Origin of the sequence: Paracoccus rhizosphaerae, from assembly GCF_026162645.1 — a bacterium.
Classification (GTDB): Bacteria; Pseudomonadota; Alphaproteobacteria; order Rhodobacterales; family Rhodobacteraceae; genus Paracoccus; species Paracoccus rhizosphaerae.
This window is the reverse complement of sequence record NZ_JAOTBE010000001.1, coordinates 186,213-207,368: the sequence shown is the minus strand read 5'-3', so window position 1 is coordinate 207,368 and position 21,156 is coordinate 186,213. Positions and strand designations below refer to the sequence as shown.

23 protein-coding genes are annotated in these 21,156 nt (G+C 67.9%); 9 read left to right on the top strand and 14 right to left on the bottom strand.

Translation table 11 applies throughout. The annotated features are described in order from the left end of the window. Positions 1-59 precede the first annotated feature (59 nt). Together OC184_RS01055 and OC184_RS01050 are read left to right on the top strand one after the other, a co-directional pair. Complete coding sequence (locus tag OC184_RS01055) at positions 60-188, top strand: hypothetical protein (protein ID WP_265505316.1); 129 nt, start codon at positions 60-62, stop codon at positions 186-188. Then, complete coding sequence (locus OC184_RS01050; protein WP_265505315.1) at positions 185-415, top strand: hypothetical protein; 231 nt, start codon at positions 185-187, stop codon at positions 413-415. Before OC184_RS01055 ends, OC184_RS01050 begins: the two co-directional genes overlap by 4 nt. On the opposite strand, the gene OC184_RS01045 is transcribed toward OC184_RS01050, so the two are convergent. The 3 genes from OC184_RS01045 to OC184_RS01035 are packed head-to-tail and all read right to left on the bottom strand — an operon-like array spanning position 397 to position 2,812. Next, positions 397-1,215 (bottom strand): lysophospholipid acyltransferase family protein, encoded by an 819-nt coding sequence (locus tag OC184_RS01045; protein WP_265505314.1) that lies wholly within the window; start codon positions 1,213-1,215, stop codon positions 397-399. The two genes, OC184_RS01050 and OC184_RS01045, sit on opposite strands and share 19 nt — an antisense overlap. Continuing rightward, positions 1,212-2,141, bottom strand: coding sequence for a cell division protein FtsX (locus OC184_RS01040; protein ID WP_378926298.1), 930 nt, complete (start codon positions 2,139-2,141; stop codon positions 1,212-1,214). The genes OC184_RS01045 and OC184_RS01040 overlap by 4 nt, the downstream gene beginning before the upstream one ends. Continuing rightward, positions 2,138-2,812, bottom strand: a complete 675-nt coding sequence (locus OC184_RS01035) for a cell division ATP-binding protein FtsE (protein WP_265505313.1) — start codon at positions 2,810-2,812, stop codon at positions 2,138-2,140. The genes OC184_RS01040 and OC184_RS01035 overlap by 4 nt, the downstream gene beginning before the upstream one ends. A 111-nt stretch (positions 2,813-2,923) precedes the next feature. On the opposite strand from OC184_RS01035, the gene OC184_RS01030 reads away from it, so the two are divergent. Beyond that, complete coding sequence (locus OC184_RS01030; RefSeq protein ID WP_265505312.1) at positions 2,924-3,613, top strand: zinc-ribbon domain-containing protein; 690 nt, start codon at positions 2,924-2,926, stop codon at positions 3,611-3,613. A gap of 3 nt (positions 3,614-3,616) precedes the next feature. Here the strand turns inward: OC184_RS01030 and OC184_RS01025 are convergent, their stop codons facing one another. The 4 genes from OC184_RS01025 to argH are packed head-to-tail and all read right to left on the bottom strand — an operon-like array spanning position 3,617 to position 9,017. Further along, the gene (locus OC184_RS01025) at positions 3,617-6,127 is read right to left on the bottom strand and encodes a DUF4175 domain-containing protein (protein ID WP_265505311.1); all 2,511 of its coding nucleotides are present in this window, start codon (positions 6,125-6,127) and stop codon (positions 3,617-3,619) included. 59 nt (positions 6,128-6,186) lie between these two features. After that, on the bottom strand, positions 6,187-7,452 hold the full coding sequence (gene lysA / locus OC184_RS01020) for a diaminopimelate decarboxylase (RefSeq protein WP_265505310.1): 1,266 nt from the start codon (positions 7,450-7,452) through the stop codon (positions 6,187-6,189). Next, the gene (locus tag OC184_RS01015) at positions 7,453-7,620 is read right to left on the bottom strand and encodes a hypothetical protein (RefSeq protein WP_265505309.1); all 168 of its coding nucleotides are present in this window, start codon (positions 7,618-7,620) and stop codon (positions 7,453-7,455) included. Further along, on the bottom strand, positions 7,617-9,017 hold the full coding sequence (gene argH, locus OC184_RS01010; RefSeq protein ID WP_265505308.1) for an argininosuccinate lyase: 1,401 nt from the start codon (positions 9,015-9,017) through the stop codon (positions 7,617-7,619). Before argH ends, OC184_RS01015 begins: the two co-directional genes overlap by 4 nt. A 23-nt stretch (positions 9,018-9,040) precedes the next feature. On the opposite strand from argH, the gene OC184_RS01005 reads away from it, so the two are divergent. Next, entirely contained in the window at positions 9,041-9,589 is a 549-nt protein-coding gene (locus OC184_RS01005) for a TlpA disulfide reductase family protein (RefSeq protein ID WP_265505307.1), read from the top strand. Here the strand turns inward: OC184_RS01005 and OC184_RS01000 are convergent. Then, complete coding sequence (locus OC184_RS01000; protein WP_265505306.1) at positions 9,567-10,142, bottom strand: DNA-3-methyladenine glycosylase I; 576 nt, start codon at positions 10,140-10,142, stop codon at positions 9,567-9,569. The two genes, OC184_RS01005 and OC184_RS01000, sit on opposite strands and share 23 nt — an antisense overlap. Before the next feature lie 96 nt (positions 10,143-10,238). On the opposite strand from OC184_RS01000, the gene OC184_RS00995 reads away from it, so the two are divergent. The 3 genes from OC184_RS00995 (at position 10,239) to phbB (ending at position 13,153) form a co-directional block, all read left to right on the top strand. Next, on the top strand, positions 10,239-11,054 hold the full coding sequence (locus tag OC184_RS00995; protein ID WP_265505304.1) for an EAL domain-containing protein: 816 nt from the start codon (positions 10,239-10,241) through the stop codon (positions 11,052-11,054). Between the two features lie 115 nt (positions 11,055-11,169). Continuing rightward, entirely contained in the window at positions 11,170-12,342 is a 1,173-nt protein-coding gene (locus tag OC184_RS00990; RefSeq protein WP_265505303.1) for an acetyl-CoA C-acetyltransferase, read from the top strand. A gap of 85 nt (positions 12,343-12,427) precedes the next feature. Beyond that, entirely contained in the window at positions 12,428-13,153 is a 726-nt protein-coding gene (phbB, locus tag OC184_RS00985; protein ID WP_265505302.1) for an acetoacetyl-CoA reductase, read from the top strand. 73 nt (positions 13,154-13,226) lie between these two features. Here the strand turns inward: phbB and OC184_RS00980 are convergent, their stop codons facing one another. Genes OC184_RS00980 through OC184_RS00970 form a run of 3 tightly spaced genes read right to left on the bottom strand, consistent with a single transcriptional unit; the run spans position 13,227 to position 14,411 of the window. Beyond that, a complete protein-coding gene (locus OC184_RS00980) occupies positions 13,227-13,391 on the bottom strand; it encodes a YdcH family protein (protein ID WP_265505301.1) in 165 nt (54 codons plus the stop codon). Between the two features lie 59 nt (positions 13,392-13,450). Further along, a complete protein-coding gene (locus OC184_RS00975; protein ID WP_265505300.1) occupies positions 13,451-14,209 on the bottom strand; it encodes a tRNA1(Val) (adenine(37)-N6)-methyltransferase in 759 nt (252 codons plus the stop codon). Further along, the gene (locus OC184_RS00970; protein WP_265505299.1) at positions 14,202-14,411 is read right to left on the bottom strand and encodes a putative signal transducing protein; all 210 of its coding nucleotides are present in this window, start codon (positions 14,409-14,411) and stop codon (positions 14,202-14,204) included. The genes OC184_RS00975 and OC184_RS00970 overlap by 8 nt, the downstream gene beginning before the upstream one ends. Positions 14,412-14,485: 74 nt before the next feature. On the opposite strand from OC184_RS00970, the gene OC184_RS00965 reads away from it, so the two are divergent. Beyond that, positions 14,486-15,487 carry a polyprenyl synthetase family protein gene (locus OC184_RS00965; protein WP_265505298.1) on the top strand — a complete coding sequence of 334 codons (1,002 nt, stop codon included), beginning with the start codon at positions 14,486-14,488 and terminating at the stop codon, positions 15,485-15,487. 94 nt (positions 15,488-15,581) lie between these two features. On the opposite strand, the gene amt is transcribed toward OC184_RS00965, so the two are convergent. Then, a complete protein-coding gene (gene amt / locus OC184_RS00960) occupies positions 15,582-16,913 on the bottom strand; it encodes an ammonium transporter (RefSeq protein WP_265505297.1) in 1,332 nt (443 codons plus the stop codon). A 366-nt stretch (positions 16,914-17,279) separates the two neighbouring features. Between amt and OC184_RS00955 the strand changes: the two genes are divergently transcribed. Continuing rightward, entirely contained in the window at positions 17,280-19,553 is a 2,274-nt protein-coding gene (locus tag OC184_RS00955) for a transglycosylase domain-containing protein (RefSeq protein ID WP_265505296.1), read from the top strand. 86 nt (positions 19,554-19,639) lie between these two features. Here the strand turns inward: OC184_RS00955 and OC184_RS00950 are convergent, their stop codons facing one another. After that, on the bottom strand, positions 19,640-20,239 hold the full coding sequence (locus OC184_RS00950) for an MlaC/ttg2D family ABC transporter substrate-binding protein (RefSeq protein WP_265505295.1): 600 nt from the start codon (positions 20,237-20,239) through the stop codon (positions 19,640-19,642). Further along, positions 20,229-21,023: an MlaA family lipoprotein gene (locus tag OC184_RS00945; protein WP_265505294.1), complete on the bottom strand. Its 795-nt coding sequence runs from the start codon at positions 21,021-21,023 to the stop codon at positions 20,229-20,231. Before OC184_RS00945 ends, OC184_RS00950 begins: the two co-directional genes overlap by 11 nt. Between the last annotated feature and the right edge of the window lie 133 nt (positions 21,024-21,156).

Sequence of the window (21,156 nt, the reverse complement as noted above, 5' to 3'; positions counted from 1 at the left end):
CACCTGGATGCCCGGCATGCAGCGACGAATGGATCGCCGCTGACCGCCAAAGGCGGGCTTTGACCGACGACATGATGCCGACCCACCGCGCCCGCGCGGTGCGCCCGCATGCCGTCTTCTTCCAGAACCGACCCCAACCGACCGTGCAGGGCACCGCCATGCCGGCCCGAACCGGAGAGCAACGATGATTGCCCAACTGCTTCCGCAGGCCAACGGCCTGCACCCCACCCTGCACCGCCTGATCCGCCGTCATGGCGCGACGGCGGTCCTATGGGCCCTTGTCCGTGCGCTGCTGATGCCACGGCGCAGGCGTCCCAGGCCGCCGGACCCGTACCACCTGTCACCGCACATGCGGCGCGACATCGGCCTGCCGCCACGCGATCCGCATGTCCCCCGCTACTGGGAGTTGCGGTGATCGACCATCTCGGGCGGCGCGACATCCGCCGCCCGGACCGGGATCGGCAGCCCGGCCTCGGCCATCAGCCGGTCGGAATGGGTTTCAATCTCGGCCTGCAGACGGGGCAGGAAACCCGCCGCGGGAACCTCTGGCGGGATCTGGGGCAGGAATTCGACCACGGCGCGGCCGGGCCGGATGCCCCAGCCGCTGCGGGGCCAAAACATGCCGGTGTTGACCGCCACCGGAACCACGGGCAGGCCGGTGCCGGCACGGATCGTCGCCACGCCCTGTTTGTAGGACCTGCGCTGCCCCGGCAGAGTGCGCGTCCCCTCGGGATAGATGATCAACTGGCCCAGCCCGTCGCCCGACATGCGCAGGTTGATCTGGGCCGAGATCGCGGCCATCGCGTCGCGCCCCTTGGAGCGGTCGATCGGGATGCAGCCGACCTTCCAGGCGTACCAGCCCATGACGGGCACGCGCATGACCTCTCGCTTCATGATGAAGGCGCGGCGGGGCACGGCATGCGCGATGATCAGGATGTCCCAGAAGCTCTGGTGCTTGGCGGCGACGATGCAGTCGCCAGTTGGCGGGGTGCCGCGGATCTCGCAGGTCAGGCCCAGGTGCAGGCGCGCGGCCCAGACCATATAGGCGATCCAGCGTGTCGCCACCCTGTTGGCGCCCGCGCGTCCGCGGCGCAGGGCGGGCAGGCCCGCCACCCCGATGACCACCGTCGCCAGCGCCACATGCAGATAGAAGAGGACGTTCTGGACATACTGCCACGCCGTCAGGGGTCCGGGCGTGGCGGCATCGCGGCTCATCGCACGGCCCCCAGCATCTTCAGCGCCGCCCACCGCGTCGCGAAGAAGCCGACGGCGGCGGCGACCAGCGGGATCGACAGCGGCATCAGCCAGCCCCAGCCCTGAAACCCCAGCCCGGTCAGGAAGCCGCCCGCCGCACTGGCATCCGGCAGGATCGCCACGGCCAGCATGCCCAGGATTGTGCCGGCCGCCGAACCGACAGCCGCACGGCGGGTAAAGCGACGCACGAAGGCGTTGGCGATTGTCAGGTCACGCGCCCCGATCAGGCGCATGACGCGGATCACCTGCCCATTCGCCGCCAACGCCGCCTTGGCCGCCAGCGTGATCATCGCGCCAGAGGCCGCCGCGATCAGGACCAGCGACACCAGCCCCAGCATCCGCAGCCGGTTCGCGGCCAAGACCAGGGGCCGTCGCCATTCGGTATGATCGTCCAGCACCGCGCCGGGCGCCTCGGCCTCCAGCCTCAGGCGCAGTCCCTCGGCGTCGAACTCGTCTTCCGTCACCGGCAGGTCGATCAGCGCCGGGACCGGCAGCGCATCCACGGGCATGTCAGGGCCGAACCAGGGTTCCAGCAGCTGCGCCATTTCGTCCTGAGGCAGCAGACGGGGCTGGCCCACGCCCGGAGTGGTCTGAAGGATGGACAGGGCAGTCTGCACCTGCGCCTCCTGCTCGGCCACGGGGGCGCTGATGCGGACGGTCACGCTGCCCGCCAGGCTCTCGGACCAGCGGTCGGCCAGCCGCCCCGTGGCCAGCGCCAGCGCCAGGGCGAAAACCGCCAGGAACGCCATCGCCCCGGCCGAGAACAGCGTCAATTGCGCCGTGAACCCGGTCGGCGGCACGATGCGGTCGCCCTTGCCGCCATCGCCGCCGATCAACCCGCGCCACAACGCTGTCATGTTCAGACCCCGAAGATCGCGCCGCATCACAGATCCGCCCCCGCCAGTTGCAACGTGCCGCCCGAGATGCGCAGCACCCGCGCCGTCACCTGCGCCTTGGTCGCGCGGATCAGGTTCAGGTCATGGGTCGCGACCAGCACGGTCTTGCCCGACTTGTTCAGCTCGATCAGCAGCTGCATCAGGCGCATCGACATGTCCCAGTCCAGGTTTCCCGTCGGCTCGTCCGCCAGCACCAGGTCGGGGGACAGGATCACCGCCCGCGCCAACGCCGCCCGCTGGCGTTCGCCGCCCGACAGCGACGGCGGCAGCGCACGCGCCTGTGGCCCCAGCTGGACCCAGTTCAGAAGATCGCGCAGCGCGTCCATGTCCACCGGCTCTCCGGCGACGGTCAGCGGCAGGGCGATGTTCTCGGCCACGGGCAGGTGGTCCAGGAACTGCGGGTCCTGGTGGACGACGCCGACCTGGCGGCGCAACGCGGCGATGTCGTCGCGCGACAGGTCGCGCAGTTCGTGGCCCAGCGCGGTCATCTGTCCCGCCGTCGGCAGCAGGTCGGCGTAGCACAGCCGCAGCAGCGTCGTCTTGCCCGAACCCGACGGCCCCGTCAGGAAGTGGAACATGCCGGGCTGCAGGCTCAGCGTCATGCCCGACAACAACTCGGCCCCGCCGTGATAGCCGAAACCGACATCCCGCATCTCGATCAAGCGCCACCTCATTTCAGTTGCGGCCCGTCTGATGCGGACCTCGCAGCCGGCACATCTTGGAAGCCGGACCAGCGCTTGATAGAACAGCCAAAAGGCGAATGCGAGGGTGGCATGGGAGAAATCAACTTGATCTGTCCGGGCTGCAAGGCCGAATACGTGCTGCCCGACGACGCCCTGCCCGTCGCCGGCCGAGAGGTCGAATGCAGCAGCTGCGGGCTGGTTTGGGAGGCCCGCCGCTCCGAAGCCGCCGGACCGCTGGACCTGGGCTCGTTCACGCGGCCGACGCCGCCGCCAGCCCCCTCGGCCAGCCGCCGGCTTGCGCCCGAGGTGCTGGACATCCTGCGAGAAGAAGTCGAGCACGAGCGTCGCCTTCGAAACGGCGAGGCCCCCCTGTCAGCCGAGGCCGCCGTCCCGCAGCCCGAGGGCGACTGGCCCGCCACGACGGTGGTGGTCCCCACCAGCGCCACCCGCGCGGTCAGGACCGGGCCGAAGCCCCCTGTGCCGCTGACGCCCGCCGCCAATGCCTCGCCCGCCGTGATCCGGCACAAGCCCGCAGCCCAGCCCGCGCCCGTTCCGCGTGCGCCCGAAAGGCCTCGCGAATCGGGCAGGGACCGGTCGGGGGGCTATGTCCTGGGGTTCGGGCTGATGGTGATGCTGGCCGCCGCCTGCGTCGCGATCTATGTCCTTGCGCCGCAGGTCCCGGACGAGGGAGGCATCGGCGAACGGCTGGTACAGATCCGCGAAGGCTTGGACCGCATCAGGCTGTGGCTGGATATCCAGGCCGCCCGCCTGACGGGCTGACCCTCAGAACCTGTCCAGCAGCCGTCCCAGATAGTCGCGCTCGTCCTCGGGCCGGTCCTGCTGGCCGCTGCGACGGCGGATCTCGTCCAGAAGATCGCGCGCCCGCTGCGCCGGGTCGCGGCCCTCGGCCAGGGGATCGCCGCTGGTGACCACGTTGCCGCCGCCGCCGCTTTCTCGTCCCAGAGGGTCGAGAACCGGACGTCCCTGATAAGGCTGCTGGCTCTGCCCACCGGGCGCGCTTTCGCCCGGCTGGTTTCCGGGCTGCTGTCCTTCGCCGGCCTGCTGGCCTTCCTGACCCTGCTGGCCCTGCTGGGCCATCATGTCGCCCAGGGCGCGCATCCCCTCGCGCATCGACTGGATGGCGTCTGCCTGCCTTTGCAGCGCCTGGCCGGTGTCGCCGTCGCGCAGCGCCTGCTCGGCGTCCTCCATCGCGCGGCCGGCCTCGTCCAGCTGCCGCCGCGCGGCATCCCCCTCGGGGGACCCCTGCCCCGGCATCAGGCCCTGCTGCTGCCCCAGCTCCTCGCGCAGGGCGCGCTGGCGGTCGGCAAGGCTCTGCCCGTCCTGGCCGCCGCCCTGCTGACCTTCGCCCTGCCCCTGCTGACCCTGCCCTTGCTGACCCTGGCCGAACTGCCGCTGCATGTCGCGGAACGCCTCGTCAGACAGGCGCTGCTGTTCGCGCAGCGTGTCGGCCAAGCGGTTCATCGGCTGGCTGCCCTGGCCGCCCTCCTGCCCCTCGCCCTGGCCCTGCTGCACCTGCAGGTTCTCCATCATCCGGTTGAACTGCTCCAGCAGCGCCTCGGCCTCGGCCATGCGGCCCTCGTTCATCAGGCGCTGGATCTCGTCCATCATCTCCTGGATCTGACCGCCAGTGATCTGCTGGCCCTGCTGGCCGCGGTCCGGGCTGTCTGTCCGGTCCTGCCCCTCGCTCTGCTCGGCCAGCATCTGCGTATAGGCGTCGGTCGCCTCTCGCAGCTCGTCCATCAGGCGCTGGATCTCGTCGGGGCTGGCACCGTTGCGGATCGCCTCTGACAGACGCTCCTGCGCCTGGCGCATGCGTTCCAGAGCGTCCTGCAGGCCGCCGTCCTCCAGCTGGACAGCCGCTTCCCACAGCGCCTCGGCCAGCCGGTCGCGGGCCTCGGGGGTGAAGTCGTCACCCTCCAGCAGCCCGACCGCCCCGCGGAGCTGGGCATAAAGGTCGCCTTCGACGAAACCCTCGGGCTGCCAGGTGACGGCGCGCAGGATCTCGGCGCTGCGGCCGGCATTCTCGCGCGACCAGAGCAGGTCGCGGCGCATCTCGATCAGCGCGGCCGCCAAGGGGTCGAAGAAGCGCCGCCCCGGCAGGTTCACCGACATCGGGTCCGACTGCCCCACCTGTTCGATCCCATCGACCGCCTCCAGCGTCAGGCGCACCGGCAGGTTGGCCCAGGGGTGGCGGGACAGATCCTCGACCAGCTGTCCCTGCACGTCCTGCCGCCCGCCCCGAGGCAGCGGCAGCGCCAGCGTGATCGGGTCCCGAGGCTCGGGCTCGGCCGCCAAGCCGAAGCGGCGGTCGATCTTCGGCAGGTCCAGCGCGATCACCGCGGATGCCTCGCTGACGCCGTGGTCGTCGGCAGCGCTGAAGTCCTGGATCATCCGCCCGTCGGCCCGCCGGACGGGCGCTGCTCCGGCGCGGATCACCGGCACCGCGTCGGGCAGCACGGCGACGTCAAAGCGCCGGTTGCCGACCTCGATCGCGCCGGTCCGTTCGGCGCGGAAGACCGGCGCGGTCTGATCCTCGCCCGAGGCGGGGCCGATGTCCTGCACCACCTCGATGCCGCCGCCATAGAGCCGGAAGCTGACCTCGGTCCCCTTCGGCAGCTCCAGCACCTCGCCTTCGGCCGTGGCGTTCAAATAGATCGTCGGCCGCCGCGTGTAGGCTGGCGGCTCGGCCCACCCCTCCCACGCGGGGCCGGAGGGGATGCCGGCATCGTCGCCAGGGGCGGTCATGGTCGCGGCAATGGCGCGCACGCCTTGGCCCATCTGGCCGGCGCCGCCGAAGATCAGCGCCATGACCAGCGCCACCAGTGCCGCCAGCCGCAGCGCATAGGGGTCACGGCGCGCAAGGTCCGCGTCGGGACGCACGGCCCGCGCGGCGCGCGCGGCCTGCTGCATCTGCGCCAGATGCGCCTGCCAAAGCGCGCCTTCCCCGCCGATGGCCGCACGGTCGCGCAGCGCCGTCAGGGGGCGTCCGGGCAGCGTCCGGTCCAGACGCTCCAGCGCCTCGTACGAGCGGACCCGCCGGAACTTCCAGCCGCCCCGGCCCGCCGCGATCACCACCGCAATCAGCCACAGGCCCGCCAGCCACGGCAGCGCCGCGCCCGGCAGGGCCGCCACGCCGCCCAAGGCCAGCGCCGCGAACCCAACGGCCAACAGCGTCAGCAGCGGCCAGAAGGCGCGCGCCGCACGTTCCCAAGCCATGCCCCAGCGGGTCAGGCGCAGGGCGCGTTCCACCCGCGGGATCGTCTGCAAAGACATGCTGCTCGGCGGCCGGGGGCTGACGGTCGCCGGCCTGTCGGTCACATGCTTTCGCCCGATCAAAGCCATTCCGGGACGCTATCGCGCCCCAGCATCTCCTCATATGTCGGACGCGGCCTGATGACGGCGAAGTGATCGCCCCGCACCAGAACCTCTGGGACCAGCGGCCGGGAATTGTACTCCGACGCCATCACCGCGCCATATGCCCCGGCCGAGCGGAAGGCGACCAGCCCGCCTGCCGCCATTTCGGGCAGCTCTGCCCCCTTCTGGAACGTGTCACCTGATTCGCAAACCGGCCCCACCACGTCATAGGCATGGACCCCCGCCCCGACCGCAGGCTCGACCAGCGGCACGATGTCGTGGTGGGCGCCGTACATGGCGGGTCGCAAGAGGTCGTTCATGGCCGCGTCCACGATCAGGAAGTCCCGGTCCTGGCCGTTCTTGACGTAGATGACCTCGGACAGCAGGACGCCGGCGTTGCCGACGATGTTGCGGCCGGGCTCGATCTCGATCTCGCAGCCCAGATGGCCCACGGCCTCGCGGATGACCTCTCCGTATTCGATGGGCAGGGGCGGGGCGTTGTTGTCGCGGCGATAGGGAATGCCCAGCCCGCCGCCCAGGTCCAGCCGGGTGATCCGGTGACCCTCGGCCCGCAGCGCCGTTGTCAGGTCGGCCACCTTGGCATAGGCCGCGCGGAACGGGTCCAGGTCGGTCAGCTGGCTGCCGATATGGACGTCTATGCCCATGACCTGCAGCCCCGGCAGGGCCGCCGCCTCGGCATAGACCTCGACCGCGCGGGAAATCGGGATGCCGAACTTGTTGTCGGACTTGCCGGTGGCGATCTTCTCGTGCGTCTTGGCATCGACATCGGGGTTCACCCGGACCGCGATCGGCACCGTCGCGCCCATGCCGGCAGCCACGGCGGACAAGGCCCGCATTTCGGGTTCGCTTTCCACGTTGAACTGGCGGATGCCGCCTTCGATGGCCATGCGCATTTCGGGAACAGTCTTGCCGACGCCGGAAAAGACGATCCGGTCGCCCGGCACGCCCGCCGCCCTGGCCCGCGCGTATTCGCCGCCCGAGACCACGTCCATGCCCGCGCCCAGATCGCCCATCAGCTTCAGGACCGCCAGGTTGCTGTTCGACTTGACCGCAAAGCAGACCAGGTGATCCGTCCAGTCCAGCGCCTGCCGGAACAGGCCGAAATGGCGCGTCAGGGTCGCGGCGGAATAGACATAGACGGGTGTGCCAACCTCGGCCGCGATGCGCGACAGGGGCACGTCCTCGGCATGCAGATGGCCGTCCCGGTAAAGGAAATGGTCCATCTAGAGATCGGCCACCACGCCCACGGTGGCATCGCCGCTGACGGTGACGCCGACCCGTTGCTGCAGGGGCTTTTCGACCGGCCGTTGCGGGGCGCCGTCGACGCCGCAGCTGGCCAGAAGGGCCACGACGATGACCAGCACCACCACGACGATCAGGGTATTTCTCATGCCAGTTTCTCCTTCCAGCGGGCGATCTGGGCGCACACCTGCGCAGGTGCGGTGCCGCCATAGCTTTGGCGCGAGGCGACGGAATTGTGCACGCCCAGCACGTTGAAGACGTCCTGCGTGATCCCGTCATGGACCGAGCGCATGTCGTCGAGCGTCAGGTCCGGCAGGTCGATGCCGCGGGTTTCGGCCAGCGCCACCAGAGACCCGGTGACGTGATGGGCGTCGCGGAAGGGCAGGCCCAGTTCGCGCACCAGCCAGTCCGCAAGGTCGGTCGCGGTGGAAAAGCCGGTGCTGGCCGCAGCCTCCAGCCGGTCGCGGTTGGCGGTCAGGTCCGACAGCATCCCCGACATGGCGGCCAAGGCCAACATCAGGTTGTCGGCGGCGTCGAAGACCTGTTCCTTGTCTTCCTGCATGTCCTTTGAATAGGCCAAGGGCAGGCCCTTCATCACCGTGAAGAGCGCGACCGTCGCGCCTAGGATGCGCCCGATCTTGGCGCGGATCAGTTCGGCCGCATCGGGGTTGCGTTTCTGCGGCATGATCGACGACCCGGTGGACCACTTGTCAGACATGGACACGAAGCGGAACTGCGCCGAGGACCAGATCACCAGTTCCTCGGCGAGGCGCGACAGGTGGACGGCGCAGATAGATGCCGCCGCGAGGTATTCCAGCGCAAAGTCGCGGTCGCTGACGGCGTCCAGGCTGTTGGCCATGGGTCGGTCGAAATCCAGCGCCTTGGCGGTCATGTCGCGGTCGATTGAATAGCCGGTTCCGGCCAGTGCGGCGGCGCCCAAGGGAGATTCGTTCATCCGCCGCCGGGCGTCTTGGAAGCGCGACAGGTCACGGCCGAACATCTCGACATAGGCCATCATGTGGTGGCCCCAGGTCACTGGCTGCGCCGTCTGCAGATGGGTGAAGCCCGGCATGACCCAGTCCGCCCCCGCCTCGGCCTGACCCAGCGCCGCGCGGATCAGCGCGGTCAGGCCGTCGATAGCCGCGTCACACTGGTCGCGGACCCACAGGCGGAAGTCCGTCGCCACCTGATCGTTCCGCGACCGGCCGGTATGCAGACGGCCGGCGGGTTCGCCGATGATCTCCTTCAGGCGGGCCTCCACGTTCATGTGGATGTCCTCCAGCGCGGTCCTGAAGGGGAAATCTCCGCCCTCGATCTCTGACAAGACGGTGAGCAGGCCTTCCCCGATCGCCTTCGCATCGCTATCGCTGATGATGCCCGTGGCCGCAAGCATCGCGGCATGGGCCCGGCTGCCCCGGATGTCCTGGGCATAAAGCCGCCGGTCGAAGCTGATCGAGGCATTGATCGCCTCCATGATCGCGTCGGGTCCGGCGGCGAAGCGCCCGCCCCACATGCTGTTGGCGGAGGTTTCTGGCCGGTCGGTCATCAGGTACGTCCCTCGGAGGTCTCATGCTGCGTTCCGCCCTGCTTTATACGGCCCTTCTCATCGGTGCAAATGCCGCCTTCGCGGCCGAACCGGACTGGCAGGCGGCCCGCGACGGAGGCTTGGAAAAGCTGGTCGTCGCCGAGGAACCCGCGCCGATTTCGGGCACCGAATTCACCGATCCCGACGGCGGCACCCACACCTTGGCCGACTGGAAGGGCAAGGTCGTCCTGCTGAACTTCTGGGCCACCTGGTGCGCCCCCTGCCGCGAGGAGATGCCGGCCCTGGACCGCCTTCAGTCGCAGATGGGCGGCGACGACTTCGAGGTCGTCACCATCGCCACAGGCCGCAACGCGCCCGAGCGGATCGACGACTTCTTCGAAGAGGTCAGCGTCGAAAACCTGCCCGTCCTTCTGGACCCCCGCCAGCAGGTCGCCCGCGACATGGGCGTCGTGGGCCTGCCGGTCACGGTCCTGATCGACCGCGACGGCAAAGAGGTCGCGCGTTACCTCGGCGACGCAGAGTGGGATTCTGATGCCGCAAAGACCCTCATCACGCAGCTGATGGCGCCGTAAGTGCGCCATGCCGGTGGCAGGTCGTCAGGTGGTCGTCGACCATCCCGGTGGCCTGCATGAAGGCATAGATGATGACCGGCCCGCAGAAGTTGAAGCCGCGCGATTTCAGCGCCTTTGACATGGCGCGCGACTCATCGGTCTGCGTCGGCACGGACGCCATGTCCGGCCAATGGTTCCGGATGGGCTGGCCACCAACGAACGACCACAGCCAGGGCGAGAAGCCCTCGGCGTCCTCGATCTGCAGATAGGCGCCTGCGCCGCGCACGGTCGCCTCGATCTTGCCGCGATGGCGGACGATGCCGGGGTTCCGCAGCGCCCGGTCGATCCGCGCCTGGTCCCAGGTGGCAACCCGCCGGGGATCGAAGCCGTCGAACTCCTCGCGGAAGGCCTCGCGCTTGCGCAGGATGGTGATCCAGGACAGCCCGGCCTGGAACCCGTCCAGCACCAGCTTTTCCCATAGCGCCCGCGGGTCGCGTTCAGGAACGCCCCATTCCATGTCGTGATAGTGCTGATACAGCGGATCGCTGCCGCACCAGTCGCATCGGCTGATCATCTATTAACCCTGAGTTGAAAATGCGGTGCCTTTTCAGGGCAGGTTAAGCCATCATGGCTGGACTGCAAACAGGCTGAGAATCGAGAGGCGCGGGTTGTGAGCGATAGAATTCTGGAAAACAGTTCGCCCCTGGACGACGCGATCCGTTTTCAGGACCGCATCACCATGTCCTCGGTGGCGGCGGCGGTGGAAAAGGGCAGCGGCGTGCTGGCGTTTCAGCCGATCGTGCAGTCCGGGCGCACGAAGGTCGCCGCCTTTTATGAAGGGCTGATCCGGATCATCGACGATACCGGCCGGCTGGTGCCGCTGCGCGATTTCATGCCGCAGGCCGAAACCACCGAACTGGGCCGCAAGATCGACTGCCTGTCGCTGTCTCTGGGCCTGCGGACCTTGGCCGAGGATCCGTCGCTGCGCCTGTCGATCAACATGTCGGCACGGTCGATCGAATATCCCGACTGGATCAATACCCTGCGCCGCGGCCTGGCCGAGGATCCCCTGCTGGGCGAAAGGCTGATCCTCGAGATCACCGAAAGCTCGGCTATGGGCATGCCGCACGAGGTGCAGGGCTTCATGGCCGAGGTGCAGGGCTATGGCATCAGCCTGGCACTGGACGATTTCGGTGCGGGCTACACCTCTTTCCGTTATCTGCGCGACTTCTGCTTCGACATGATCAAGATCGACGGTCAGTTCATCCGCCGGATCTCGGCCAGCCCCGACAACCAGGTGCTGACCCGCGCGCTGCAGTCCATCGCCCACCATTTCGACATGTTCACCGTCGCCGAATCCGTCGAGACGGCCGAGGATGCCAGCTTCCTGATCGATATCGGCATCGACTGCCTGCAGGGTTACTACTTCGGCGCGCCGACCATCGCGCCGCCCTGGAAAACGCCGCCATCGCTGGCCACCCGCTGACGGACGGCGACGGGCCCGCCCTGTTTGTCGGCGCGATCTGCTTGACGCCACGTCGCGAACGCGCATCCTGAACCGGATTCGCCGGTCCGCCGGCAATGATGGGAAGGAGCCCGCCATGACAAACGCCGTGATCGTCTCTGCCGCCCGGACGCCCGTAGGAAGCTTCCTCGGGTCGTTCGCCAACATTCCGGCACATGACCTGGGGGCCGCCGTCCTCAAGGAGGTCATCTCGCGCGCCGGTGTCGACGCCGCCGAGATCGATGAAACCATCATGGGCCAGGTGCTGACCGCCGGTCAGGGGCAGAACCCCGCCCGCCAGGCCCATATCAAGGCGGGGCTGCCGAAGGAGTCGGCCGCCTGGGGCCTTAATCAGGTCTGCGGTTCGGGCCTGCGTGCCGTGGCGCTGGCCGCGCAGCAGGTGATCCTGGGCGACGCGCGCGTGGTTCTGGCCGGCGGTCAGGAAAGCATGTCGATGGCCATGCACGCGACCTATCTGCGGGCTGGCCAGAAGATGGGCGACATGCAGATGGTCGACACGATGATCCGCGACGGCCTGTGGGACGCGTTCAACCAGTACCACATGGGCCAGACGGCCGAGAACGTGGCCGAGAAGTGGCAGATCAGCCGCGACCAGCAGGACGAATTCGCCGTCGCCAGCCAGAACAAGGCCGAGGCTGCCCAGAAGGAAGGCCGCTTCGATGACGAGATCGTCGCCTACACCGTCAAGACCCGCAAGGGCGACACGGTCGTGGACAAGGACGAATACATCCGCCACGGCGCCACGCTGGAAGCGATGCAGAAGCTGCGCCCGGCCTTTACCAAGGACGGCTCGGTCACGGCGGCCAATGCCTCGGGCCTGAACGACGGCGCGGCCGCGGTCATGGTGATGACCGAGGAAGAGGCCGCGCGCCGCGGCCTGACCCCGCTGGCGCGCATCGCCAGCCACGCCACCGCGGGCCTCGACCCGGCGATCATGGGCACCGGCCCGATCCCCGCCAGCCGCAAGGCGCTGGAAAAGGCCGGCTGGTCGGTCGGCGATCTGGACTTGGTCGAGGCGAACGAGGCCTTCGCGGCCCAGGCCTGCGCCGTGAACAAGGACATGGGCTGGGACCCGTCCATCGTGAACGTCAACGGCGGGGCCATCGCCATCGGCCACCCGATCGGCGCCTCGGGGTGCCGGGTGCTGAACACCCTTCTGTTCGAAATGCAGCGCCGCGATGCCAAGAAGGGCCTGGCGACGCTGTGCATCGGCGGCGGCATGGGCGTTGCTATGTGCTTGGAACGCTGACCTAACATGCAGCGCGCAATCTTCTTGCGCGCTGCCTCGTGATTAATTAGCAATATTATAAATTTTATATCAAGGGGGAGGACATATGGCTAAAGTTGCATTGGTCACCGGAGGATCGCGCGGGATTGGGGCCGCAATCTCTCAGGCGCTGAAGGCTGCCGGGTATCAGGTCGCCGCCACCTACGCTGGCAACGACGACGCCGCGCGCAGCTTCACCGACGAAACCGGCATCAAGACCTACAAATGGTCGGTGGCGGATTACGATGCCTGCAAGAACGGTGTCGCACAGGTCGAAGCCGACCTTGGCCCGATCGACATCCTGGTCAACAACGCCGGTATCACCCGCGATGCCATGTTCCACAAGATGACACCCGAGCAGTGGAAAGAGGTGATCGACACCAACCTGACCGGCCTGTTCAACATGACCCACGCGGTCTGGACCGGCATGCGCGACCGCAAGTTCGGGCGGGTCGTCAACATCAGCTCGATCAACGGGCAGAAGGGCCAGGCGGGGCAGGCGAACTATTCCGCTGCCAAGGCGGGCGATCTGGGCTTCACCAAGGCCCTGGCCCAGGAAGGCGCGCGCGCGGGCATCACCGTCAACGCCATCTGCCCTGGCTATATCGGGACCGAGATGGTGCGCGCCATCGACGAGAAGGTTCTGAACGAACGGATCATCCCGCAGATCCCCGTCGGACGCCTTGGCGAACCCGAGGAGATCGCCCGTGCGGTGGTCTTCCTCGTGGCCGACGACGCGGGCTTCATCACCGGCTCGACGCTCAGCGCGAATGGCGGGCAGTTCTTCGTCTGATCCGGCCTGAAGCAGGACGGCCCGCGCAGGATTGCGCGGGCCTTTTTCATGCGAACGTCATGGTTCGGACGAATCAGTGTGCAAGTCGGGTGATCTGTTCCTTCAGGCGAAGTTTTTCGCGTTTCATGGCCGCGATCTCCTGATCGCTGGCACTGGGTGTTCGGTGGGCCCTTTCAACGGCATCGGACAGGTTCTGGTGTTTCTTGCGAAGCTCCTCGACGTGGGAAGCAACCGACATCGCATCCTCCTGTATAGTTGAGTCCAACAAACGCAGTGCAGCATATGATTGCGATTCTGTCACGAAACTTTCGCATTTATCAATTCGATCGGCGCTCCGTTGCGCAGGACGTCTGCGGCGCCAGGAGTCAGGTCCTCGCCGTCGCGCATATGGGCCCTTTCGGCATGCATCACGAAAGGCGCCAGCAACCGCATCGGGCTGCGCGATCCCTTGCGAGCAGCCAGCAGCACGCGCCCGGCCGGATGATCGCGTCGCGCGGCGACCGGCAGGATCGACAGGGCGCCCGCGCGATCGCCCAAGGCGCGAATGACCGCGCCCAGCCGGTCCGCCCGCTGGATCAGTGTCAGCCAGCCGCCGGAGCGAAGACGGCGCAGCGCGGCATCCACCCAGGCGGCAAGCGGCGTCTCCTCTTGCCGCGCCTCGGCCCGGCCGCGGTCGGGCGCGGCGGTCCCGGCCAGAAAATAGGGTGGGTTCATGATGACATGGTCGAATGCGCGCGTCCGCAGCGCAGGCGGCGGCGCGGCCAGATCGCCGGTCAGCACCTCCAGCGGGATGCCGTTTTCGGTCGCATTGGCGCGGGCCAGCGTGGCGTAATCCTCTTGCCGCTCCAGCCCAGACAGCGCCAGTTCGCCGACCCGCCAGCCGAGGCAGAGGCTGGCGACACCGGCGCCGCAGCCCAGTTCCAGCACGGCTTGCCCCGGTCGTGCCGGGCAGGCCGCCGCCAGCATCACCGCATCGGCCCCCGACCGATAGCCGCGCAGCGGCTGCGCGATCCGCAGCCGCCCGTCCAAAAAGCCGTCGATGCGCGTCTCAGTCATCCAGCCCGGCGTCGCGCAGGATGGCGCGGGCCATGAATTCGTCACGGTCCGCGACCATCAGCCGCGCCGGAAGGATGCCGATCGAGCCTTCCAGGACGCTCATGTGCTGATCCATGGGAAAGGTGGCGATTCCCTCGGCTTCCAGCAGGCTGGTTGCGGCGGACATGCGCACGGGATCATTGCTGCGGAAAAGCTCTTTCATCCAGGCGACGTTAAGCGGCGGTTGCGAAATTGTCGATCCCGTGGCAATGCGATGTCGCAGACACGGGGTAGGCTATGACTGTGCAGGAAAACGTCCGTAAACCGCTGGATCTTCTCTCTGACGCCTTGGGCGCCGAGATGGAGGCGGTGAACGCCCTGATCCGCGACCGCATGGCCAGCCAGCACGCCCCCCGCATCCCCGAGGTGACCGCCCACCTGATCGAGGCCGGCGGCAAGCGCCTGCGCCCGATGCTGACCCTGGCCGCGGCCAGGATGCTGGATTATGCGGGGCCCTATCACATCCACTTGGCCGCCACAGTCGAATTCATCCACACCGCGACGCTTCTTCATGACGACGTCGTGGACGAAAGCCGCCAGCGGCGCGGACGTCCGACGGCGAACCTGCTGTGGGACAACAAGTCCAGCGTCCTGGTCGGCGACTATCTGTTCGCGCGCAGCTTCCAGCTGATGGTCGAACCCGGTAACCTGCGCACGCTGGAAATTCTTTCCAATGCCAGCGCCACCATCGCCGAGGGCGAGGTGCTGCAGCTGACCGCGGCGCAGGACCTAGCCACTGACGAGTCGGTCTATCTGCAGGTGGTGCGCGGCAAGACGGCGGCGCTGTTTTCCGCCGCGACCGAGGTGGGCGGCGTCATCGCGGGTGCGCCGGATGACCAGGTCCGCGCGCTGTTCGATTACGGCGACGCGTTGGGGATCAGCTTCCAGATCGTCGACGACCTTCTGGACTACGGTGGCGCGACCGAGACGATCGGCAAGAACGTCGGCGACGATTTCCGCGAGCGCAAGCTGACCCTGCCGGTCATCAAGGCCGTCGCCAAGGCTTCCCCGGACGAGCGCGCCTTCTGGTCGCGCACCATCGAGGCGGGCGACCAGCGCGAGGGCGACCTGGAACATGCGCTGACGCTGCTGGCCCGCCACGGCGCAATGGAGGCTGCGCGCCGCGACGCGCTGGACCACGCCGCCCGCGCCAAGGCCGCGCTGGCGGTGCTGCCGGCGCATTCGATCCGCGACATGCTGGCCGACCTGGCCGATTTCGTCGTCAGCCGCGTCGCCTGAACCGCCACCCGACGTTCACCGACATCCCGCGCCGGAACAGGAAAGGGCGGGCCGCTTACGCGACCCGCCCCCTCTCCGGGAAGAGACCCTGTGTTTACTTGGCCTGGACGAAGTCGGGGTAGGCTTCCATACCCATCTCCGAGATGTCGAGGCCGCTGATCTCGGCTTCCTGGCTGACGCGGATGCCCGTCGTCGCCTTCAGGATCGACCAGAAGACGAAGCTGACCACGAAGACGAAACCGCCAATGCAGAGGATGCCGATGAACTGCGTCGCGAAGCTGGTGCCATCGTTGGTGGCCGGGACGATCATCGTGCCCCAGATGCCCGCGACCAGGTGCACCGGGATGGCGCCGACGACGTCGTCGATCTTCATGCGATCCAGCATCGGCACCACGAAGACCGCGATCGCGCCGCCCACGCCGCCGATCAGGATCGCCGCGAAGATCGAAGGGGTCAGCGGCTCGGCCGTGATGGACACCAGACCCGCCAGCGCACCGTTCAGGACCATCGTCAGGTCGATCTTTCCATAGACAAGCTGCGTCACGATGATCGCCGCAACCGCGCCGGCCGAGGCCGCCATGTTGGTGTTCACGAAGATCCGGCTGACATCGGCGGCGTCATTGACCGAACCGATGGCCAGCTGCGACGCGCCGTTGAAGCCGAACCAGCCCAGCCACAGGATGAACGTGCCAAGCGTCGCCAGTGCCAGGTTCGAACCCGGCATCGGTTGCATCCGACCGTCGGCCCGATACTTGCCAGTCCGCGCCCCCAGCACGATGGCCCCTGCCAGCGCCGCAAAACCGCCCGCCGCATGGACCAATGCCGAACCCGCAAAGTCCGAAAAGCCCATTTCGGACAGGAAGCCCCCGCCCCACTGCCAGCTGGCCTCGATGGGATAGATCAGCGCGGTCAGCACCACGGTGAAGATCAGGAACGGCCACAGCTTCACGCGTTCGGCCAGGGTGCCCGACACGATGGACGCGGTGGTGGCGCAGAACATCAGCTGGAAGAAGAAGTCCGACGCGGCGGAATAGCCGTCCTCGGCCAGGCCCGCGCCCACGGGGTCGATCGCCTTGGGGCTGAACAGCTCACCGATGTATCCGGTCACGGTCCAGTCGCCCGGATACATCAGGTTGTACCCGATCAGCCAGTACATGATCCCCGCGATGGCAAAGAGCGAGATGTTCTTGAACAGCTGCGTCGTGACGTTCTTCGACCGCACCAGCCCGGCCTCCAGCATTGCAAAGCCCGCGGCCATCCACATGACCAGGAAGCCGCCGATCAGAAACAGAAGCGTGTTGAAGATGTAAGCGACGTCCGCGCTGACCGCGGCAGCCGCCTCCACGGGCGCCGCGACATCTTGGGCGGCAGCCGGCCAAGCTGCCAGCGCCGCAAGCGTCGCGATGAGCGGGAGGGTCTTTTGCATGTGTCTAAACCTCGCATCAAGTCACAGCCGCCGGACCGGCTGTTGTCGCTCCTTTCATCAGCAATTACGGTCTTGCGGCAAAGCGGTGCCGGGGAAACTACCGGCGAGAATCCGGAACTGCCCGCCGAACGGGCGGATTCGGCCGGCGGGGCCGAAGAAACGGGCAGGATCTGCGCGGCATTGACGCCAGATTGCCCGCAGCCTGTGCAACCTGCCTGCGCCAAGGTCATTGTCGCCCCCCGCGCCCGACCGCCTATGGGGCATCACGGATTGGTCACCCCAATTCCCCTGCCCCATGTCTTGCTGTAGGGTGTCGGCAATTCTGGCCGGATCAACCGGCATGGCAGTCACGCAGGCATCCGACGCATGAAAAGACCGACCGGCACCCCGCCCCGCACGGGCAAGAGCCCTGTTGCCGACAAGCGCTCGGCGCCCACGGCCGCGCCCCAGAAGCCGCGCAAGGTCCGCAGGCATCGAAAGCCGCGCCGCGGCGGCATCCTTGGATGGATCGCGGGTTTCGTGACGCTGATCTGGCGGATCATCTGGGGGTCGATCTGGCGGCTGGCGATGGTCGTGGCGCTGATCATCGGCGCGGCCACCACCTATTTCTATGTCGGCCTGCCCGAGCCCGAGGAGTTGTTCGACGCCCGCGCCCGTGGCAGCGTCACCATGCTGGACCACGAAGGCCGCGTCTTCGCCTGGCGGGGAGAGACATATGGCGCCGTGCGCAGCGAGGATATCGCCCCGGTCCTGAAGGAGGCCGTGATCGCGACCGAGGATCGCCGCTTCTATCGTCATCTGGGCGTCAGCCCGCGCGGCATCGCCAGCGCCATCCGCATCAACCTTGCCGCCGGACGCGGCCCGTTGGAGGGGAACGGCGGCTCGACCATCACCCAGCAGGTCGCCAAGCTGCTGTGCCTTGGCGACACCTTCGACCCCACCCGGTTCGCCGATGAGGCCGAGTTCGAGGCCGACTGCCGGTCCGGCGGCGTCTGGCGCAAGATCAAGGAGGTTCCCTATGCCTTCGCCATGGAGGCCAAGTACAGCAAGGACGACATCCTCAACATCTACATGAACCGGTCCTATCTGGGCGCCGGCGCGCGCGGCTTCGAAGCTGCCAGCCAGCGCTATTTCAACAAGCCGGCCAGCCAGGTGAACGCGCAGGAAGCGGCGATGCTGGCGGGCCTCCTGCGGGCGCCCAGCTATTACGCCCCCACCGCGAACCTTGAGCGCAGCCAGGAGCGCGCCAACGTGATCCTGGGCCTGATGGGCGAGGAGGGATACCTGACCCCAACCGAGGTCGCCGAGGGCCGCGCCAATCCCGCCACGCTGTCGCAGGCCGCCAAGGCGCGGGCGGGCGGCTATTTCGCCGATTGGCTGATGGAATCCGGTCCCGGCTTCCTGACCAGCGAGACCACCGAGGACGTGACCATCAGGACGACCTTCGACCAAGGCATCCAGCGCGCCGCCGAACGCGCGCTGAAGCAGGTCTTTGACGAGAAGCTGAAGGAGGGCTCGGACGTCGAGGCGGCGGTGGTGGTCATGTCGGCGGACGGTGCGGTGCGTGCCATGCTGGGCGGCCGCGACACGACCGTGAACGGCGCCTTCAACCGCGCGACGCAGGCCAAGCGGCAGACCGGGTCCAGCTTCAAGCCTTTCGTCTTCGCCGCCGCGCTAGAGGCGGGGTATTCGCCCTCGGACACGGTGCAGGACGCGCCGCTGACGATCCGGATTCCGGGCGGCAAGAACTGGTCGCCGCAGAACTATACCCGCAGCTACCGAGGGCCGGTGTCGCTGACCACCGCGCTGGCGCAGTCGCTGAACACCTCGACCATCCGCCTGCAGGAGGCCGTGGGTCGGGACGAGGTGATCCGGGTGGCCCATGATTTCGGCATCGTCAGCAACCTGACCCGCAGCCCCTCGCTTGGCCTCGGCGCGTCCGAGGCGACGCTGCTGGAACTGACCGGCGCTTATGCAGGCATCCGGAACGGCGGCACATCCGTGCTGCCCTATGGTCTGGTCGAGCTGACCATGCAGGGCGACGAACGCCCGCTGATGGGCCAGTCGGGCGGCCTGGGCCAGCGCGTCATCAGCCAGCGCGCAGCGGGGCAGCTGATCTATATGATGCAGAAGGTCATCGAGGACGGTACCGGCCGCCGCGCCAGCCTTGGCTCGCGTCCCGCCGCGGGCAAGACCGGCACGACCAGCAGCTATCGCGACGCGTGGTTCGTGGGCTTCACCGAGCAGTACGTGACCGGCGTGTGGATGGGCTATGACGACAACACGCCGCTGTCGGGCGTGACCGGCGGCGGCCTTCCGGCCGAGATCTGGCAGGCCGTCATGTCCGAGATCCACAAGGACCTGCCGGAACTGGCGCTGTCGACAGTGTCGCCCGATGGCAGCGGCATCATCATGTCGCAGGGCGAATCGACGCCGCGCGTCGTGACCAGCGGGTCCGCCGACGATCCGCTGGCGGCGGCGCTGGCCGGGGTGATGAACGGGGTCGAGGCCGAACGCTCTGGCCGCGTCGTCACCGCCCCCACCGAGGTGACGGCCCCGCAGACACCCGGCGACAGCGCCGGGGCCAGCTCGGACGATGCGCTCAGCCGGGCGCTGAATGGGATCCTGGGCAATAACTGACGCCCCGCGGTGAGCAAGACGAAGCCCCGTCCGACGTTTCGGACGGGGCTTTCTTTTGGGACAGTGCAGGATGGGTGGAGCGGGCTTCAGCCCGCCTGCTGCAGGTCGGCCGTCAGTCCCGGCAGGCTGCCTTGACGGCGGGCCAGCATCGCGCCGATCTCGGCCCGTTCGCTGGCCAGCATGTTCACGCCCTCAATGATGATGTTGAAGTACAGATCCCGGCCCGACCGGTCCGAGACATGCCATTCCACCTCCATCGGCGCACGCCCGTTCAGATAGGCGACCGAGGTCACGGCATAGAAGCTCTTCAGCGGGCGCGCGCCCGTCACCTCGATGCGGGACCCGATGAACTCGCGGAAGCGCTTGCCGTACTTTCGCCCGATATAGCCTTGGAACGCCTGCCGATAGGCCGCGAACTCGGCCGCGCCCGCCTGACGGGCGGCGGGCCCCAGTGCGGACCGGGCGATCACGTCGACATCGGCATAGCGGGCAAAGATCGCCTCGAACTGCTGATACATCTGCGGGCCCGGCTGGCCCGAGTTGATGACCTGATAAACCTCGCCCAGGGATCGGTCGATCAGCGTCCGCGCACCGCCCGCGTCCAGCGCCAGCGCCAGTCGCGGCATCGCCGCCAGCACGCCGGCCGAGGCCAGCAGGCCCAGGAACCCGCGCCGGTCACTCGGCATACGGGTCGATCGCGGCATCGTCATAAGGGTCATATTCGGCACGCTCTTCTCCCAAATCGTGGCGTCGGTTCATTAGCCAGATCAGCCGCAACTGGGCATAGCTATCCGCACTTCCCTGCAGGATGCCATCCACGCTGTCCCCGAACCGCGCTCGATCACCGGCTTTTGAGGCCACGCGCAGCCCGAACACGACCGCCGCCCCCTTGGCGTCCAGCACATGGTAGAGAGGATCGATCAACAGGTCGACCACTTGCCCCACCGCATCGCGCTGCGTCGACGGGCCCAGGATCGGCAGTTCCAGATAGGCGCCCTCGGGGACGCCCCAGACGGCCAGGGTCTCTCCAAAGTCGGTGTCGCGCTCGGTCACGCCGAAGCTGGCGGCGGCCGGATCGAAGAGCCCGCCAAGGCCAAGGGTGCTGTTCACTGCAAAGCGCGTCAGGTTCTGGCCGGCGTCCCCCGGCCGCCCCTGCAACAGGCCGTTCACCACCTTGACCGGCAGTGACAGGTTGCGCCCGGCATTGATCACCATCTGCAGCGGCCCGATGGGCGCGTCCGGGTCGCGCGGACCGTCGTCGTCCCCCTTCAGGCGGTCTGCCACCGGGCCGATCACCCGCGCGTCCAGTCCCTTGTTGAAGGCGTGGACGCGGCGGTTCTGCGCCTCGAACGGGTCGTTGATCGTCACGCCGTCGCGCTGGACCGATTGCGACACGCAACCCGCCACGGCAAGCCCCGCCAGAAGGCAGACAAGGCGTCGGCCTGTCGGTAACAACTTCACCAAAATCACGGCCTTTCCGTTCGTCCACCCGGCACTAGGGGTATCTTTACCTGCCCGTGGTGATATGGTCCGCGCAAAATCGAGGCAAGCCCCGTCGCTTGCCGGCAACCTGGCGCGGCCCCAGTGCCGCGAAGCTCAAGGC

Excerpts from the sequence above, each read along its gene's own strand:
- OC184_RS01050 (WP_265505315.1), top strand. The coding sequence starts at position 185 with ATGATTGCCCAACTGCTTCCGCAGGCCAACGGCCTGCACCCCACCCTG.
- OC184_RS01045 (WP_265505314.1), bottom strand. The coding sequence starts at position 1,215 with ATGAGCCGCGATGCCGCCACGCCCGGACCCCTGACGGCGTGGCAGTAT.
- OC184_RS01030 (WP_265505312.1), top strand. The coding sequence starts at position 2,924 with ATGGGAGAAATCAACTTGATCTGTCCGGGCTGCAAGGCCGAATACGTG.
- OC184_RS01025 (WP_265505311.1), bottom strand. The coding sequence starts at position 6,127 with ATGTCTTTGCAGACGATCCCGCGGGTGGAACGCGCCCTGCGCCTGACC.
- lysA (WP_265505310.1), bottom strand. The coding sequence starts at position 7,452 with ATGGACCATTTCCTTTACCGGGACGGCCATCTGCATGCCGAGGACGTG.
- OC184_RS01015 (WP_265505309.1), bottom strand. The coding sequence starts at position 7,620 with ATGAGAAATACCCTGATCGTCGTGGTGGTGCTGGTCATCGTCGTGGCC.
- argH (WP_265505308.1), bottom strand. The coding sequence starts at position 9,017 with ATGACCGACCGGCCAGAAACCTCCGCCAACAGCATGTGGGGCGGGCGC.
- OC184_RS01005 (WP_265505307.1), top strand. The coding sequence starts at position 9,041 with ATGCTGCGTTCCGCCCTGCTTTATACGGCCCTTCTCATCGGTGCAAAT.
- OC184_RS01000 (WP_265505306.1), bottom strand. The coding sequence starts at position 10,142 with ATGATCAGCCGATGCGACTGGTGCGGCAGCGATCCGCTGTATCAGCAC.
- OC184_RS00990 (WP_265505303.1), top strand. The coding sequence starts at position 11,170 with ATGACAAACGCCGTGATCGTCTCTGCCGCCCGGACGCCCGTAGGAAGC.
- phbB (WP_265505302.1), top strand. The coding sequence starts at position 12,428 with ATGGCTAAAGTTGCATTGGTCACCGGAGGATCGCGCGGGATTGGGGCC.
- OC184_RS00980 (WP_265505301.1), bottom strand. The coding sequence starts at position 13,391 with ATGTCGGTTGCTTCCCACGTCGAGGAGCTTCGCAAGAAACACCAGAAC.
- OC184_RS00975 (WP_265505300.1), bottom strand. The coding sequence starts at position 14,209 with ATGACTGAGACGCGCATCGACGGCTTTTTGGACGGGCGGCTGCGGATC.
- OC184_RS00970 (WP_265505299.1), bottom strand. The coding sequence starts at position 14,411 with ATGAAAGAGCTTTTCCGCAGCAATGATCCCGTGCGCATGTCCGCCGCA.
- OC184_RS00965 (WP_265505298.1), top strand. The coding sequence starts at position 14,486 with ATGACTGTGCAGGAAAACGTCCGTAAACCGCTGGATCTTCTCTCTGAC.
- amt (WP_265505297.1), bottom strand. The coding sequence starts at position 16,913 with ATGCAAAAGACCCTCCCGCTCATCGCGACGCTTGCGGCGCTGGCAGCT.
- OC184_RS00955 (WP_265505296.1), top strand. The coding sequence starts at position 17,280 with ATGAAAAGACCGACCGGCACCCCGCCCCGCACGGGCAAGAGCCCTGTT.
- OC184_RS00950 (WP_265505295.1), bottom strand. The coding sequence starts at position 20,239 with ATGCCGAGTGACCGGCGCGGGTTCCTGGGCCTGCTGGCCTCGGCCGGC.